Genomic DNA, 15,542 nt, shown 5'->3' on the forward strand with positions numbered 1-15,542 from the left:
AATTCCCTTTTCGCTCATCTCGAATTTGAGTAAAAATGAAATTATTTAACAACTAAAATCCTATGGTTACTCTTCAACTCAGCCAAATTCGAGTTCCGCCAGGGCAAAGAATAATACTGGAAGATGTGAGTTGGCAAGTATTTGAAGCAATTCTCAACGAGTTAGGGGAACATCGCGGGAGTCGAGTAGCATACAGCCGAGGAACGTTAGAAATTATGGTTCCATTACCAGAACATGAGCGATCTAAGGTAATCATCGGAGACTTGGTGAAAGTTTTGCTAGATGAACTCGATCTAAATTGGGAGTCTTTAGGTTCAACTACCTTTAAGCGAAAAGATATAAGTGTAGGTATTGAACCTGATGATTGTTTTTATATTCAAAACTATAAGCTAATGATTGGGAAAGACAGGATCAACCTAACTGTTGACCCTCCTCCTGATTTGGCAATTGAAATCGATGTCACCTCTAAAACCCAAATTGGTGCCTACGAAGCGTTAAGAGTACCTGAAATTTGGCGATATGAAAACAAAAACCTAGAAATTAGCTTGCTGCAAGGTGAGCAATATGTCAAGTCTCTGATCAGCCCCACATTCCCTACTTTTTCTATTACAGAACTTATTCCTCGGTTTGTGGAAATGGCGCGAACTATAGGAATGAGTTCAGCACTTAGAGTATTTCGACAATCGGTAAGAGAACAAATACAAGACAGCTAAGGCAATAGAATTCGCGGGTACACCAACTCTAGTTCGCTAAGGTAAAATCAAGGTTTTGCCTGGGTAGACGCGATTTCTAACCGCCAAATTAAAGGCATTCCGCGCTTTACTTAAAGAACGGAGAATTAATCCAGAGCAATTGTGACCGAATTTAATTTACAAATCCAAGAAAACAGTGATCGCTTATATTCTCATATAGAGGATGCTACACCTAGCTTGCTTCCCCTTAAGAGTACGATACACTGTGTCAACACTAAGGGCGATCGCCTTGACCGTTTCCTTTCCCAAGAATTACCAGATTTATCCCGTTCTCGCATCCAACAGTTAATCGAACAGGGTAACGTCCAACTTAACGACAAAGTTTGCACATCTAAGAAGATCAATGTCAAGCTAGGCGATCGCATCACTCTCGAAATACCAGAAGTCCAACCTTTAGAACTGCTAGCAGAAGATATCCCCTTAGATATCCTCTACGAAGACGACCAGTTACTTATTCTCAACAAACCCGCAGGTTTAGTTGTCCATCCTGCGCCCGGTCATCCAGATGGTACTTTGGTAAATGCCCTGTTGGCTCATTGTCCCAATTTACCAGGAATTGGCGGAGTCCAACGTCCGGGAATCGTCCATCGATTGGATAAGGATACAACGGGAGCGATCGCGATCGCTAAAACAGATATTGCCCATCGTCATCTACAAGCGCAACTGAAAGCAAAAACCGCACGGCGAGAATACTTGGGCATAGTTTACGGTGCGCCAAAAACTGAAAGTGGCACCATAGACTTGCCCATTGGTCGCCATCCCCAAGACCGCAAGAAAATGGCGATTATACCCGTTGAAGAAGGCGGACGAGTAGCCGTCACTCATTGGCAAGTACTAGAACGTCTTGGTAACTTCACCTTAATTCACTTTCAATTAGAAACTGGACGCACCCATCAAATTCGCGTCCACAGCACCAAAATGGGTCATCCAATAGTCGGCGACCCAGTTTATAGTTCTGGCCATTCAGTAGGGGTAAATTTGCCCGGTCAAGCACTCCACGCTTGGCGACTAAAATTGCAGCATCCCCTATCTGGGGAGTTGATTGAGGTGACAGCAACTCCTCCCGCCCACTTTACAAAACTTTTGGAGATGCTAAAAAGACGAACTACACTTTAAGCTCATCCTATGCCTGAAAGTAGCGCCATTTCACAGACATTAGGTATTGATAAAAAATATCTTTAATGCTCAATGCCCAATTCCCACTAACAACTAGCGTGCATTAGACATGGGATACAGTTTGTTTCACTTAGTTTTATCTAAATGAAACTCCTACATAACCCAAGACTTATGCACGCTATAAAATGATCAAATGGATGTACTAGCCAGCCGCTGACCAAAAATCGTTATTTAATTCCTGACAGTTGCCGATAAGGTACAGACTTTTCGATATCGATGTTAAATGACGAGATTCGTTGTGGCGCATTGCCAGTTGCATTAACACTTTGTGCCATAGACAAGAATAGAGATGGATCTCCAGCCTTGGGCTTTTGCTCTTGTGGAAGGAATCTGCGTACTTCGACTTGCCAAATGATTTGAGGGAAACCCAGTTTAGAACGGTGATAATCTTCGTATCGCGGAGATTTGATGTTGAATGGCAACTCACCCGCAGATTGAGATGGTAGTATCCGACGGCGCTGATAAGGCACTGTGGAGTATCCAAAATTGCTCAGGTACTCTTCAGTGTTTAGCACTTCATCAACCAAACCTACAATACCCTTGGTAGCAACTACAATTGACCAAGCGATTTTTTCCCGCTCGTTATATGGGTCACGTCCCAGAACACGCTGGATTACTTGCTCAACAAAGCGATAATTATTGTTGAGGTCGTAGAAGCTTTTCTTAAAGGTATTGGAAAGCAACAACCCACGAATAAAGTCCCGCACTGTAATTTGTCCATTACGGAGTTGGGACTCTAAATATGTTTCGCGATCGGCAGCAAAGGCATGAAAGAAAATTTGACGATATGCTGCTTCAATCAGATCACCTAAATCTGACGGAGAAAGTATATTGTCTGTAGTAAAAATCCTGGGTTGTTCATCACCCGGCACTTCATACGCAGCTACACGCTGGTTTTGACTTGAAGGGTCGTATTCTAACAGAGGAATTGCCACTCTAAAGCCTCCATGTTCTTAATTAAAGTTAACAACTTTTAATCACATATTAAAGGAGTAGTTGGATCAGAACCTCAGATTCTGATAAAATTTCACGAAACTTAACTAAGGGTGATTTCAGTTTTCCTAGGAAAAACGACTAGCCTACTAGATTCAACCCATATCTAATCAATAAAGGGAGTGGAGCTTCCAGCTTAATGACTAAAAGTAAGTGAATAAAAATTTGGTTCACATATTTTAGATTAGGAGATTCAGTTTCACCTTTTTGAACTGAAGCAATAATTTTTAACATTTAGCAAAAGAAATTAATAGGGGACTGGGCATTGGGAATTGGGAATTGTTATTTTCCTTGTCCCCCTTGTCTCTTCCTGTTTCCTTCAGCGACCGATCCAAAATTCCAGGGGATCTATAGTTGACTTACAGTAAGGCCAGCTACGCAAAGTTGCTTCCATCCCTGCCTCCCAGTAGGGTGGTTCCAATCCCAGTCCTAAGCATAGATGAGATAGGATGCTAGCAAACTGCTCATTGTGACCAAAGTCTCCTAGATGGGCATGGGCGTATTCATGGACGACTACACCAAACCAGTCTTTAGGTGCAACTCGACCGACATCGACCAGAATAGTAATTGGGTTTGTGAGAATGTTACACAGCCCGTCTATGCCGAAGGATTGAGCTATCGGCACTGCAAAAATTTGGATGTGGCGACGCTCTTGGGGATGAAAGCACTGATGACAAACTTCTAGATAGGCGTTGATCTGAGCGTTTACGATGTTAATATTCTCGCCGATCCAAGTGCAGATAGAGATGCGATCGCGCAGGTTATCGAACACATCCACCATACCCGGTTCTAGGGCAAGTCCCTGTACCCGATGCAGATAATCTCGCCCACGAGCAAAAGCATCGCTCTGCTTGAAATAATTCACCACCCCAAAACTGAATAAAACTGTCTTTTTTCCAAAACATCCGGCCCTTGGCTTGCTGTTACTTCTTCTGTGGTAGAAACCTCAACAGAAGTTTCAATGCGGCTTTCAGTACAAAACGATGCCGTGCTAAAGCCGCCAAACCGTTTGACTGTACTGGTTCGCATTCGCATATTTGGGCTGGTGAACCAGAATCGCTCAATGGAACTCATTGTTTCGTATTCGGTTGTCAACACTAGTCCATCTTCATCATCCATGTGAAAAAGACCGACTACAGGCACTATTTCGGCATAACCTCTTTCGCGGAGTAATTTGCCTTGCCTTGGGTTATCGCCATCGGGCACGATCGCAAATATGGTTTTTCCCTGATGATTCTCCTCATCCTCTCGATCCCAAGCCATAGTGCCTAGCCAACGCACGCGCGAACCACCTACTGAAAGGCTGGGATCAATCTCATGATACTGGCACAGTTCAATGATTTCGGGATGATCGGCATCCAGAGTTTCTACCTGTATATTCGATTCTCCTGTCTCTGAGCGCTTGAACGCTAAATGATGAGTTGCACGTTGCGATCGCCACTTACCAGCACTTAGCTGAAAAAATTCCATTGCGTCTATCAATCTTCTGACTCCTACTTATTACTCCTGCGGATGATGTTTACCTTGTTCTTTCTTTTTACAGTAGTTGGTATATAAACATTCTAAACATTACAACGATTAGTGGTCAGCTTCAATAAACACCCTTCAAAGGGAGAGACAAACGTATTGTTATGTGATTGTAAACTTTTATAAGTGTGATTTACTATCGCTTGACAATGTAGACATTTTAATATTCGAGTGTTAAACTAGTAAAAAGCGATCGTCTTCCAGCAACAACAAATACCCTTCGATTCAGTCAATCACAGGAGTGAATGATGGACTTACCAGTCGAATTAACTTTAGAGCAACAGTTTCGCTTACAAAATTTGAAAGACCAGGTAAAAAGTTTGAGTCAACAAGAGGCTCAAGAATTTTTGCTAGAAGTTTTACGGCAGATGATGGTGAAAGATAATTTGGTCAAACATCTGCTAAAACAAGCTTGATAGATTAAAAAGCAAGATTTTTTTCTTAAGACTTACGCAGTGGCAGAGTTCCCTAAAAATGCGTAGGTCTTAATTTTTTGCCCGATTTCGGCTAAATTTGATTTTTTTATCAAGACAGCCAAATTACAGGTAAATATTACAGATTATTACTTTGTCTCTCATAGTAAAGACTAGGGTACTATTGATCCCCTATGTTTTTGTTTGGCTACTCACAGTTAATCTGATCGAGAACACGCCAGAAATAATATCCGCCATTTGTGAATATTAAGGAGAACTCATGGTTCTTGATGCTTTTTCCAGAGCTGTAATTGCAGCTGATGCCAAAACCGCTCCTATCGGTGGTGCTGACTTGGCAGCGCTAAAGTCTTTCATCGCTGAAGGCAACAAGCGCCTTGATGCAGTAAATGCGATCGCCAGCAACGCTAGCTGTGCGGTTTCTGATGCCATTGCTGGGATTGCTTGTGAAAATACAGGTTTGCTACAAGCTGGTGGTAACTTGTACCCCACTCGCCGCATGGCTGCTTGTCTGCGTGATGCTGAAATCGTTCTGCGCTATGTAACATACGCGCTATTGGCTGGTGATTCTTCTGTATTGGACGATCGTGCTTTGAACGGTCTGAAAGAAACCTATACAGCTTTGGGCGTACCCACTGGCTCTTCTGTACGGGCTTTCCAAATCCTGAAGGCTATCAGTGTCGCTCACATCACCAACACCAACACTGAAGCTAACGCTGGTAAAAAGTTCCGCAAACTGGAAGTTGTTCAAGGCGACTGCTCTGCTCTAGCTGCTGAAGCTGCTAGCTACTTCGATCGCGTTATTTCTTCTCTGAGCTAATTGCTAATTGCTAAAGCCTATTAGTCAAGCCAACTGAAATACAAAACTCGATCAAATCTAATCTGGAGTATAAAAAGCAATGAAATCAGTTATCACTACGGTTATTGGATCTGCTGATGCAGCAGGTCGTTTTCCAACCACCTCTGATCTCGAATCAGTTCAAGGTAGCATTCAACGTGCAACTGCTCGTCTAGAAGCTGCTGAAAAGCTAGCTACTGGTATCGATAACGTAGCAAAAGAAGCTTATGATGCTGCCTTCAAGAAATATCCTTACCTGACCCAAGAAGGTGAAGCTGGCGCTACCCAAGTCAAGAAAGACAAGTGCCTGCGCGACATCAAGCACTACCTACGCTTGATCAACTACAGCTTAGTTGTGGGCGGTACTGGCCCTCTAGACGAATGGGGTATTGCAGGCGCTCGTGAAGTTTATCGCTCTTTGGGTCTGCCCACCGCTCCTTACGTTACCGCGTTGACTTACACTCGTGATCGCGCTTGCTCTCCTCGCGACTTGTCTCCTCAAGCGTTGGTTGAGTTCCGCGCTCTTCTCGACTACGTAATCAACTCCCTTTCATAGTAATAGGGATTGACTAGACGTAGACGAGCGATCGTCATCCTCTAAAACTCAGGGACTCTCAGTCTGTTGCTTTGCCTCTATCAGGTTGAGTGATTGACCAAGAGTCCCTCTGTTTTGTAGTAAGTCAAATGCAAAATTTAAAATTAAACTGTTACGTAAATAAACATTGCATATTTATTTATAAGAGTCGTTCTTTCTCGTTGACCAATTGTATTTAAATTGATGATTAGTGATTTGGGATTTTCATTACCCACTCCCCTTCAATAAATCTATGACAACAGATTCTCTATTTGAACAGTTGAAACATCCCAACCCGAATCTGCGGGAACGAGCCATGTGGGAACTGGCTGATGTCCGTGATGAAAATACCATTCCTCGGCTAATGGGTATTTTGGATGAGGAAAATGTCACCTACCGTAGAGCTGCGGTAAAGGCACTGGGTGCTATTGGTACAGATGCTGTACCGCTACTGGTAGAGTCATTAGTAAATAGCGATAATGCGACCATTCGGGGTAGCTGTGCTAAGGCCCTGGCACAGATTGCTGCTAATCATCCCGATGTTCCTTTTCCGGCTGAAGGCTTACAGGGATTGAAAACAGCGCTCAATGACCAAAATCCCGTTGTTTATATTGCCTCAGTGATGGCACTGGGTGAGATTGGTTCTCCTGCTTTTGAGATTTTGACTGAAGCTTTGAAAACAATAGATAATGTTGCGGTGGCTGTAGCGATCGTCAATGCCCTCGGTTCGATGGGTGATAGCCGAGGGGTGGAAGTGCTGACGGCATTAACTAATGATGAATCTGTTGATCCGTATGTTCGTGAATCAGCAGTGAGTGCTTTGCCCCGATTAGATCAGGTGATTAAATATCAGAGAGGATACTGATCGCTCTTAAATGTAACGCCATTTATTAATTATTCGATCAAGTTGGAAATGTCCATCGCCTTATTCCCAAGTCTCTTGCTCCAACTGTCTTTCAATTTGAGAAATCGCCAACTTAATCACTGCCTGAACCCCCGCTTCTTTTTCCTCGGTTAATGCGGCTTGCAGGGGTTCTAAGGAAGTGCGATCGCCAATTTTCATTAATGCCAGAGCTGCCGCTTTTCGAGTATCCCAATCGGGATGATGCAGTAACTCGACAAGCTTAGGAATTGCTGGTCGATAGCTTAGGCTGCCCAAAGCAGATGCTGCTTCACCGCGCACAATTTCAGATGAATCGGCGAGGGCGTTAATTAAAATATTAAATGCTCCTTCTTCAGTGCCTTCTTGAGCGATTTTAGCGATCGCACCCACCACCGCAGCCCGAACTTCAGCCGAGTCGGAGTTAATTTCCCGATATAAATGTTCCTTCGCTTCTGCCCCAATAAATCCCAACGCCCATACTGCGTGTCCTTTAGCACTTTCTGGATACTCAGTTGACGCTAAGATTTTCAGCAATGCTGGCACAGCTGCTTCACCTATTTTGGCAAGCCCCCCCACCGCTGAGGTTTTGACCACCGTATCTTCATCGTTTAACAGGGCGTTGACCAAGGTGGGAACTGCGATCGGGTCAGCAATCAGTGTCAGGGTTTTGGCGCTGGCTCTCCGCACAACTGGGTTTGGATGACTTGCCACAGCTTCCATTAATAAGGGGGTCGCTGGTTTACCGATTTTACCCAACGCCTCTGCAAAACTCAACCTAACCATGCCCCGTGAGTCTCCCATACTCTCAACCATCTGCTTTAATAGCTCTTGGTCATCCGGGTTGAAGGTGTTTAAGCCTAATTGCTCACTCACCGCTGCAAATAAAGCATCAGTTTCTGCATGGGACAGATTTAACGAATCCGTCCCAGATTGAGTTTCGGAGTTGAGCATATAACTTCTAGCTAAATTATCAAAAGGAATTACTAGTTGCTGACACTCAGGGCAGCCTGTTGATCGCGGAGTTCCTGGAGAGCAGAATCAATCTTGACAAGCTCAGGCTCCAGTTTTGCCATGACGTTTACTCTCATCAACTTAGCCCGTTTTGCTGTTTCCGTAGTTTCTTGAATTAGACGTTCCCGATATTGCTCAAGTTCTGCAATAACTTCTGCTACATCTTGAGCGGTTACGTTATCGGTTGTTGTGAGTTCTGAGGTTTCATCCATAAGTTTTATTTCCTAAATGCGTGTTTCTTTAAATGATGTGCAGTCAGTGTTCCAAAGAGTGTTTGTATTTGGTTATTCGCGAAAGACCAGTACTTAGCTGTTAGATAGAAATGAACAATTGGCAAGAGGCAACTAACTAATAGCTGACAAATGCATATATTCCGATCTTCTCAGATCGAGTTACCACTGGTAAAGCTTTTTGAGAGAAATCTTCAAAAGTCCAACTACAGCCTTTGATCCAGTGCGTAGGCGTAGCCACGTCGTAGACATCGCGCTAACATGGTCTAGCATCTTGCAACAGGAGAGGGTCGATGTGATGAGTACCAATCCTTGTCTTCAAGCTGTGGTAGAAGCTCCGTGGTATGAGGGTGAGCGATTATGGCCTTGGTCTGTTGCAGACAATAAACCCGTTCTCGTACATTTTTAGCGTCTTGTAGAGAGCGTCATTACAAATTAGTAATTATTTTAAGAGGTTTCCTCAAGTGGAAAAATATCTCCCCGCAAGTAGGACTCAAAGTTTTTCTTAAAGTATTGAATGCTCGTCACATTCGGTTCATCACTTTCCGTTGGTGTGAATTCATAAATTGGTACTTTCTCCCTTACTAGCTTGACCAAGCTAGGATGAAGCTGCTCAAAAGAATCTACTCTAAATATTGTGGTTTCAAATCTTAATTTAGCTGGATGAGCATATCCTAACTTCATCCAGGGCAACCAAGGACAGTCTCTCGCCCACTTAGCAGGAGGGACATCAGTTGCATCGGGTCGGCAAGTATTTGAGATAAAGTACTCAACTCCCTTAAACTTTTCTCCAGGACAATAGTCTGAATATTTGCTGTCTCCTGCTAAGGGATGCGGATATTCTAAAGGAATTTCCATGACAGAGGTAATATATCCGCTGCCTTTGGGTATGACAAATTTCTTTGGTTTGACTGAGCCTTGGACAATGCGGTTAGCAATGTGTACCACTGGTACTGCTTGATTTGCTGTTGGTGATTTCCAAAAGTGGAGAATCTCTTGCGTTTCTGGATCACAAAATAAACCCAACTCTCTATTGATGCGATATCCGGCTTCACCGGACTCAGGATCGGGCTTGAGAAATACTTTGGTAGCATTCATCCCAATAATAGAGAACAATTTTTCTTTTGATTTTTCTGGTGTTTCTTGCCACCAAATTTCCCCAGACCAGTTGTAATAAAGCTGTAAACCATGATTTTTTCGATAAAAATCGAGGTTATTAAATTCATAGTCATCTAAATAATCACTCATATTTGTTCCTATTATTCTCAAATGGCTACGTAGACACTTTTGATGCTTCAATCAATCCCCAAATTAGATCCCAATCCCCAATCCCCAGTACCCAGTCCCTAGTACGATGGTAAAAGTGATCTCTAAAATTATCCAAGAGCAATTTACAGATCAATGGATAAACGTTTTTTTAAAATGTTTGGGCTAACTGAAGAAGAAGCGATCGCAATTATCGATACACCATTAGAACAACTCGAAGACGCTTCTGATAAATATATTGCTGTTTCCCATTTAATTAACTTCCCCACTGAGCAATCGATCGCAGCTTTGGTAAGGGCGATTGAAACCAGTAACCCTGATGAGTTAGACCACCGGATTGTTCGACGCAAAGCTGTGGAAAGTCTGGGGCGATTGCAAGCCGAATCAGCTTTACCTGTAATTCGGCAGTGTCTTAAAGATGATGATATTTATACTGTTGAAAATACCGTGTGGGCGATCGGGGAAATCGGGACTAAAAATTTAGAAATCCTCGAAGAGGTGGCGCAACTGCTTGATAAACCCGGTCAAATCTATCGAGTCATTATTCACACCCTAGCTAATGCTGACTATCAGTCGTCTTTAGAACGTGTACGTAAGTTTACCAATGCGGAGGATGAACCCATCCGTAGTGCAGCGATCGCGACAGTTTGTCGTTTCACAGGTGACTACTCCCAAATCACCGAGGTAATGGCGCTGCTGCAAAGTTCCAGCGTCAATGCACGGCGCGGTTGCATTCAAGACTTGATTGATGCACACTACTACAAAGCCATCCCAGAAATCGCTCGTTGTCCTGTATCTCTGGTCTTCCGGCTGCGAGGGTTGCGGATGCTTTTGGATGCAGGCGTCGCTAGTGGTGAAATTACTTTTACAGAAATTCAACCTTACTTAGAGCAAGTACTCTACGATCATCCCAACGACCTTGATTTAGTACATGAATATGATGCTACCCCTGTTCTGGATTTTGTAATTAACGAACTCTACGAAACCGATTTTGGACGGTGTTATTTAGCAACAAAAACCTTACTGGATATCTATGCACAAGAAGCACCAGCAGCACTTTTAGCAACTTATGGCGACAAGGCATATAACGACTATGGCGCTCATTATCATGTGATGAAACTTTTCGGCTGGCTCAAATATGCTCCCGCCTACGATTTGTTACTAGAAAACTTGCACAACCGCGAACCTCAGTTTCAAAAATCTCGTGCTGCGTGCGCGATCGCTCTTGGTGAATTGGGGGATTCACGAGCAATTCCTGAAATCAAAATTTGCCTAAATACGCCGATTTGGGACTTGAAATATGCTTGTCTATTAGCACTAGACCGCTTAGGAGACTCCTCTGGTCGGGAAATTTGCGCTGGCGATCGTGATTGGTTGATTAGGGCGAAAGCCACGAGTAATCAATAGCCCTGGCGACTGGAAGTCGCGGCTACACAAACAAAGTCCGCCTCCGCGGACTAAGGAAAGATTGAGGTTTTGAAACCCACGGAGGTGGGTTTTGCCTGTGTAGGCGCTGTTTCTAACCACCCTACATTTGTATGCTCCTGGCGGTGTTCAGGACTTGCTTGTGGTGACTGCTTCGTTTAAAACTAACTTTGGTTCTGGTGTCTCTTCTTCTTCTGGCAAACCGTAAATTGATCTGTACAACTTCACATACTCTTTTGCAGATTGATACCAACTAAAGTCTTGGGCCATGCCCCGTTTTTGAAGTTCTTGCCATTGTGGTTTGAAACGGAAGCCTTCCCAAGCTCGGATCATACAGGTGAAAAGGTCTAGCGGTTCATAGCGGTCAAAGCAATAACCGGTACCTGCGGCATTTTCCGGGTCGTGATGGGTCACGGTGTCAACTAATCCACCTGTACGGCGGACAATGGGCACAGAACCATAACGCAAAGACATCATTTGGCTAATCCCGCATGGTTCAAAACGACTGGGCATTAAGAAGGCATCAGTACCAGCGTAGATGCGGCGAGACAAGGCATCGTTATACAGCAAGTAAGTAGCCATGCGTCCGGGAAAGCGGGATGCTAATTGCCACATCTGAGTTTCATAGTAGCGATCGCCTGTTCCTAACAACACAAACTGGGCATCTGTATAAGAGAGGAAGCGATCGAGGATTTGTAATATCAAATCAATACCTTTTTGTTCCACTAATCGGGTGACAATCCCAATTAAAAAGGCTTTGGAGTTGACTTCTAATCCTAGTTCTTGTTGCAAAGCAATTTTGTTGGCTTTGCGTTTCTCTAAAGTATCAGCAGTAAAGGTTTGAGCAATATATTTGTCATTTTCTGGATTATATATCTCAGTATCAATACCGTTGATAATCCCGGATAGTTTTCCGCTAATAAAAGACAGCAAACCTTCTAATGTTTCACCGTAAGTAGGTGTCTTGATTTGCTCGGCATAGGTGGGCGAAACTGTATTTACCTTATTGGCAAATTGCACCGCCGCCGCCATTACGTTGTGTCCTTGCATATACCAGGGACACCAAGTAATTTTCTCTAAATACCAACGCCACGGCCCTTGATAAGCCAGGTTATGAATGGTAAACACTGTGGTGATATCAGGATCTTGGTGCATCCACACGGGAATCATCCCCGTATGCCAATCGTGACAATGGATAATTTCTGGCTTCCAGTAATTCCAGGCAAACTCGGCTGCACCATTAGCAAACAAGGTGAACCGCCAATCTTCACCATCTCCAGAATAAATGTGGCGCGGTAGGAAGGCGGGATGTCCAAATAAGTACAAGGGAACATCAGTACCAGGCAGAATGCTTTCATAAACAGCAAATTCCTGGAACATGGCAGATCCCCGCCAAATGGGTTCGTTGGGAATTTCCATTTTGTCTGGCAGGAAGCCATAGTAAGGCAAGAATATCCGCACATCATGCCCCATTTCTCTCAGAAATTTGGGTAATGCCCCAACAACATCACCCATTCCTCCTACTTTGGCAATGGGTGCTGCCTCTGCTGCAACAAATAGAATCCGCATGGTAATTTTTGCTTCCCTGAGTCTATATTGTCAAATTAACTCTATGATCAATTTCGACCAAAGAGATTTATCGCGTCTGCACACCTTGAGTGCAACGGCGATCAATTCTTATCTAATCACATCGGCTTGCCTAATTGCTTAGGAACCGCGCTGAATCACCGCAAAAATTTCTGACAAAATTTCTTGCGCTCCCTGCTGCCGCAACAGTTCAGCTAGTTCTATGCCTAACGCTTCGGCATTGTTGGCAATCCCTGTGACGGTATCTTTTACGAACTTTTGACCATCTACACTGGCGACTATCCCTGTTAAGGTCAAATTATCCCCAGATATTTCTGTATTTACACCAATAGGTACTTGACATCCGCCCTCTAAAGAGCGCAGAAAAGATCGTTCAGCGAGACAGCGATCGCGTGTTTTGGGATGTTCAATCGCTTTGAGTAGAGATAGCAATTCACTATCATCAGCACGGCATTCTATCCCTAAAGCACCTTGTCCAACAGCGTGGAGGGAGATTTCTTTAGGGAGAACTTGATGAACGCGATCGCTCATTCCCAATCTTTCTAATCCTGCTGCTGCCAAAATCAGGGCATCGTATTCGCCTGCATCCAGTTTTGCCAACCGTGTAATCAAGTTTCCCCGCACATCCTTAAAGCTAAAGTGGGGGAAGTGGTGGCGTAACTGTGCTAACCGTCGGAGTGAAGATGTACCAATTACCGAACCTTCTGGCAAAGTATCGATTTGTTTATCTTTGTGCTTTTCATGCACCACTAATGCATCTGCTGGATTTTCCCGTTCAGTAATTGCTGCCAGTATTAACCCTTCTGGTAAGTGAGTCGGCAGATCCTTGAGGGAATGAACGGCAAAGTCAATCTCCTGATTGAGCATTCCGACTTCAAGTTCTTTAGTAAAAAGTCCTTTATCGCCAATCTTAGCTAATGCTACATCCAAGATTTTATCGCCTTGGGTAGACATGGTGTGGACTTCAAAAGTGATATCAGGATAGCTTTTCTGGAGTTGCTCTTGTACCCAGTAGGTCTGAACCAGAGCAAGTTGGCTTTTGCGTGAACCAATCCGAATAGTGCGTGGGGGACTAGAAACAACTGAAGTCATAAAACAATATATCTAAACTAGGCGATAAATTCACTCTCATCTAGACTACCGTAGTCAGGGACTCATGCGAATTTTGGGTTTTAGATTTAGGATTTTGGATTACAATTCTTTACCAAAAGCTGGTTTCAGGAATCTCAAATAATAGCTATCCATTAGTCACATCTTTATTAAGATTGTCGTAAGGTAAGCTCTGATGGGTTGAGAGAAGTAAACAACGGCGGCATGTTGAACTAGGGGGATTGGGGACTCTTAAGATTTGGTTGGGGTATGAATCCCTATCCAAATCTGGAAGGAATTTCTTGCCTAGTCCCCAGTTTCCCTAAGCCAACGCCAACGCGTCTATGTTAACTACAAAGATGGAAATGGGGAATCTGAGTGAAGAAGTTTTTAGGTAGCAGCGATATCGTGTAATTGCCGCAGCCCACGGCGAACCTTGATAAACTGGATATAGGACTTTCGGAGTGGCAGAAGTCATGAGTGTTGCAAAATCTGCATCCCTAACCCTAGAGGAGTTTCTGAATTTACCAGAAACAAAGCCTGCAAGTATTTATATTGATGGTGAGATTATCCAGAAACCAATGCCGAAAACCCGCCACTCCCGACTTCAGGCTAAGTTGATTAATGGGATTAATGAAGTCACAGAGAAAAGACAAATTGCTTATGCTTTTCCAGAGTTGCGTTGTACTTTTGGTGGTCGGTCAATTGTTCCAGATGTGGCAGTTATTAATTGGCAACAAATTGAGTTTGACGAGAACGGAGAACCTGTAGATGATGTGCTAATTGCTCCAAGCTGGACAATTGAAATTTTCTCTCCAGACCAGAGTTCCAATCGAATTACAAGCAACATTTTGCACTGTCTAAAATATGGTTGTCAGTTAGGATGGTTGATTGATGCTGATGACCGCTCAGTTATCGTATTTAAACCACATCAACAACCAGAATTTTGTCATCAAGAAGATAACTTGACTGTTCTATATGGTATTGATTTGGAGTTGACAGTCAAACAGTTATTTGATTGGTTAAAGATGAAAATAGACTGAGTAAGACAGTTCACGGTATAGGCTACCGTCTTAAACAACTCAACTAATTACAGCCCTTCTATTACCGAGAAGCAGTTACGCATCTATGCATCAGGTACAAGGTATAGACGCACGTGCGATCGCGTTTCACGTTTAAGGGTTGGGTTTTAGATATTCTTGTAATTGTTGGGTACGCAATTTTGTGGTATTTTCTAGACAACCAAAATAAATAGTAGGGACAATACTCCCGCCCTCATATCTGCTTCTTTCAAACTCACAATTGGTATCTCGAAACTTGATCCATGCTAGCTGTGCAGCAATAAATTTCTGTTTTCTAGAGCTTTCTAATGTAGATAGCAATTGTTGATAAACTCGATTCAGTTTTTTATCGGTATTCTGATAAGACAACTTCGCACATTCATTAATTGCTGCTTGAGTTTGAGCATTATTACAGTTGAGTTTTTGTACTAAACGCATCTCAGATAAATTAGGCGTTGTGCCTGCTGTTGTCATAACGGGGATATTTAAACTACTCACGGTTACTATACTGGTCAAAACTAGTAATAATTGACGCATAGCAAAATCATTATTTTTAAGTATGAAAATTTGATATTTTAGTTAGTGTTGATCTCACAATCAGACTAGTAAGTGGTATGCTCCACAAATAAGTGTCATGGTTCGCACTAGGGTTTTCTATTTCTGGCTACCAGGACACTCCCGTGACGCCGTTTTGGTTAA

General features: G+C 43.3%; 19 protein-coding genes. 9 read left to right on the forward strand and 10 right to left on the reverse strand.

From position 1 onward, the window contains the following. The first annotated feature begins 62 nt into the window (after positions 1–62). Both HWQ44_RS07250 and HWQ44_RS07255 read left to right on the forward strand, forming a co-directional pair. The gene (locus tag HWQ44_RS07250; protein WP_292716850.1) at positions 63–713 is read left to right on the forward strand and encodes a Uma2 family endonuclease; all 651 of its coding nucleotides are present in this window, start codon (positions 63–65) and stop codon (positions 711–713) included. 237 nt (positions 714–950) lie between these two features. Beyond that, positions 951–1,868 (forward strand): RluA family pseudouridine synthase, encoded by a 918-nt coding sequence (locus tag HWQ44_RS07255; protein WP_292716952.1) that lies wholly within the window; start codon positions 951–953, stop codon positions 1,866–1,868. 227 nt (positions 1,869–2,095) lie between these two features. Here HWQ44_RS07255 and HWQ44_RS07260 read toward each other — a convergent pair whose 3' ends face one another. From HWQ44_RS07260 to HWQ44_RS07270, 3 genes are all read right to left on the reverse strand, one after another. Beyond that, entirely contained in the window at positions 2,096–2,863 is a 768-nt protein-coding gene (locus HWQ44_RS07260; protein WP_292716852.1) for a phycobilisome rod-core linker polypeptide, read from the reverse strand. 377 nt (positions 2,864–3,240) lie between these two features. After that, complete coding sequence (locus tag HWQ44_RS07265; RefSeq protein WP_292716854.1) at positions 3,241–3,786, reverse strand: hypothetical protein; 546 nt, start codon at positions 3,784–3,786, stop codon at positions 3,241–3,243. Beyond that, positions 3,783–4,400: a phycobiliprotein lyase gene (locus HWQ44_RS07270; RefSeq protein ID WP_292716955.1), complete on the reverse strand. Its 618-nt coding sequence runs from the start codon at positions 4,398–4,400 to the stop codon at positions 3,783–3,785. The genes HWQ44_RS07265 and HWQ44_RS07270 overlap by 4 nt, the downstream gene beginning before the upstream one ends. 296 nt (positions 4,401–4,696) lie before the next feature. Between HWQ44_RS07270 and HWQ44_RS07275 the strand changes: the two genes are divergently transcribed. The 4 genes from HWQ44_RS07275 to HWQ44_RS07290 all read left to right on the forward strand — a co-directional run bounded on the left by HWQ44_RS07275 (position 4,697) and on the right by HWQ44_RS07290 (position 7,156). Beyond that, positions 4,697–4,864, forward strand: coding sequence for an NblA/ycf18 family protein (locus HWQ44_RS07275; RefSeq protein WP_292716856.1), 168 nt, complete (start codon positions 4,697–4,699; stop codon positions 4,862–4,864). A gap of 277 nt (positions 4,865–5,141) precedes the next feature. Further along, positions 5,142–5,699: a bleomycin hydrolase gene (locus tag HWQ44_RS07280; protein ID WP_292716858.1), complete on the forward strand. Its 558-nt coding sequence runs from the start codon at positions 5,142–5,144 to the stop codon at positions 5,697–5,699. A gap of 79 nt (positions 5,700–5,778) precedes the next feature. Further along, complete coding sequence (locus HWQ44_RS07285; protein WP_094328270.1) at positions 5,779–6,273, forward strand: bleomycin hydrolase; 495 nt, start codon at positions 5,779–5,781, stop codon at positions 6,271–6,273. Positions 6,274–6,544: 271 nt separating this feature from the next. After that, positions 6,545–7,156 carry a HEAT repeat domain-containing protein gene (locus HWQ44_RS07290; RefSeq protein ID WP_292716860.1) on the forward strand — a complete coding sequence of 204 codons (612 nt, stop codon included), beginning with the start codon at positions 6,545–6,547 and terminating at the stop codon, positions 7,154–7,156. Between the two features lie 60 nt (positions 7,157–7,216). Here the strand turns inward: HWQ44_RS07290 and HWQ44_RS07295 are convergent, their stop codons facing one another. Together HWQ44_RS07295 and HWQ44_RS07300 are read right to left on the reverse strand one after the other, a co-directional pair. Further along, positions 7,217–8,125, reverse strand: coding sequence for a HEAT repeat domain-containing protein (locus HWQ44_RS07295; protein WP_292716862.1), 909 nt, complete (start codon positions 8,123–8,125; stop codon positions 7,217–7,219). Between the two features lie 32 nt (positions 8,126–8,157). Then, positions 8,158–8,397: a hypothetical protein gene (locus tag HWQ44_RS07300; RefSeq protein ID WP_292716863.1), complete on the reverse strand. Its 240-nt coding sequence runs from the start codon at positions 8,395–8,397 to the stop codon at positions 8,158–8,160. Positions 8,398–8,596: 199 nt separating this feature from the next. On the opposite strand from HWQ44_RS07300, the gene HWQ44_RS07305 reads away from it, so the two are divergent. After that, positions 8,597–8,824 carry a hypothetical protein gene (locus HWQ44_RS07305; RefSeq protein WP_292716864.1) on the forward strand — a complete coding sequence of 76 codons (228 nt, stop codon included), beginning with the start codon at positions 8,597–8,599 and terminating at the stop codon, positions 8,822–8,824. 38 nt (positions 8,825–8,862) lie between these two features. Here the strand turns inward: HWQ44_RS07305 and HWQ44_RS07310 are convergent, their stop codons facing one another. After that, positions 8,863–9,663, reverse strand: a complete 801-nt coding sequence (locus HWQ44_RS07310; RefSeq protein WP_292716866.1) for a DUF1838 family protein — start codon at positions 9,661–9,663, stop codon at positions 8,863–8,865. Between the two features lie 153 nt (positions 9,664–9,816). Between HWQ44_RS07310 and HWQ44_RS07315 the strand changes: the two genes are divergently transcribed. After that, positions 9,817–11,088 (forward strand): HEAT repeat domain-containing protein, encoded by a 1,272-nt coding sequence (locus HWQ44_RS07315; protein WP_292716868.1) that lies wholly within the window; start codon positions 9,817–9,819, stop codon positions 11,086–11,088. Positions 11,089–11,235: 147 nt separating this feature from the next. Here HWQ44_RS07315 and glgA read toward each other — a convergent pair whose 3' ends face one another. The 3 genes from glgA to HWQ44_RS07330 all read right to left on the reverse strand — a co-directional run bounded on the left by glgA (position 11,236) and on the right by HWQ44_RS07330 (position 14,260). After that, positions 11,236–12,675, reverse strand: coding sequence for a glycogen synthase GlgA (gene glgA / locus HWQ44_RS07320; RefSeq protein WP_292716870.1), 1,440 nt, complete (start codon positions 12,673–12,675; stop codon positions 11,236–11,238). Between the two features lie 138 nt (positions 12,676–12,813). Continuing rightward, positions 12,814–13,785 carry a hydroxymethylbilane synthase gene (gene hemC, locus HWQ44_RS07325; protein WP_292716872.1) on the reverse strand — a complete coding sequence of 324 codons (972 nt, stop codon included), beginning with the start codon at positions 13,783–13,785 and terminating at the stop codon, positions 12,814–12,816. Between the two features lie 319 nt (positions 13,786–14,104). Continuing rightward, positions 14,105–14,260, reverse strand: coding sequence for a hypothetical protein (locus tag HWQ44_RS07330; protein WP_292716874.1), 156 nt, complete (start codon positions 14,258–14,260; stop codon positions 14,105–14,107). On the opposite strand from HWQ44_RS07330, the gene HWQ44_RS07335 reads away from it, so the two are divergent. Then, a complete protein-coding gene (locus HWQ44_RS07335; protein ID WP_292716876.1) occupies positions 14,259–14,825 on the forward strand; it encodes a Uma2 family endonuclease in 567 nt (188 codons plus the stop codon). The genes HWQ44_RS07330 and HWQ44_RS07335 overlap by 2 nt on opposite strands. A gap of 132 nt (positions 14,826–14,957) precedes the next feature. Here HWQ44_RS07335 and HWQ44_RS07340 read toward each other — a convergent pair whose 3' ends face one another. Continuing rightward, positions 14,958–15,380, reverse strand: a complete 423-nt coding sequence (locus HWQ44_RS07340) for a lysozyme inhibitor LprI family protein (protein WP_292716878.1) — start codon at positions 15,378–15,380, stop codon at positions 14,958–14,960. Positions 15,381–15,542: the final 162 nt, after the last annotated feature.

Source organism: Nostoc sp. JL34 (genome assembly GCF_017114945.1).
Classification (GTDB): Bacteria; Cyanobacteriota; Cyanobacteriia; order Cyanobacteriales; family Nostocaceae; genus Nostoc.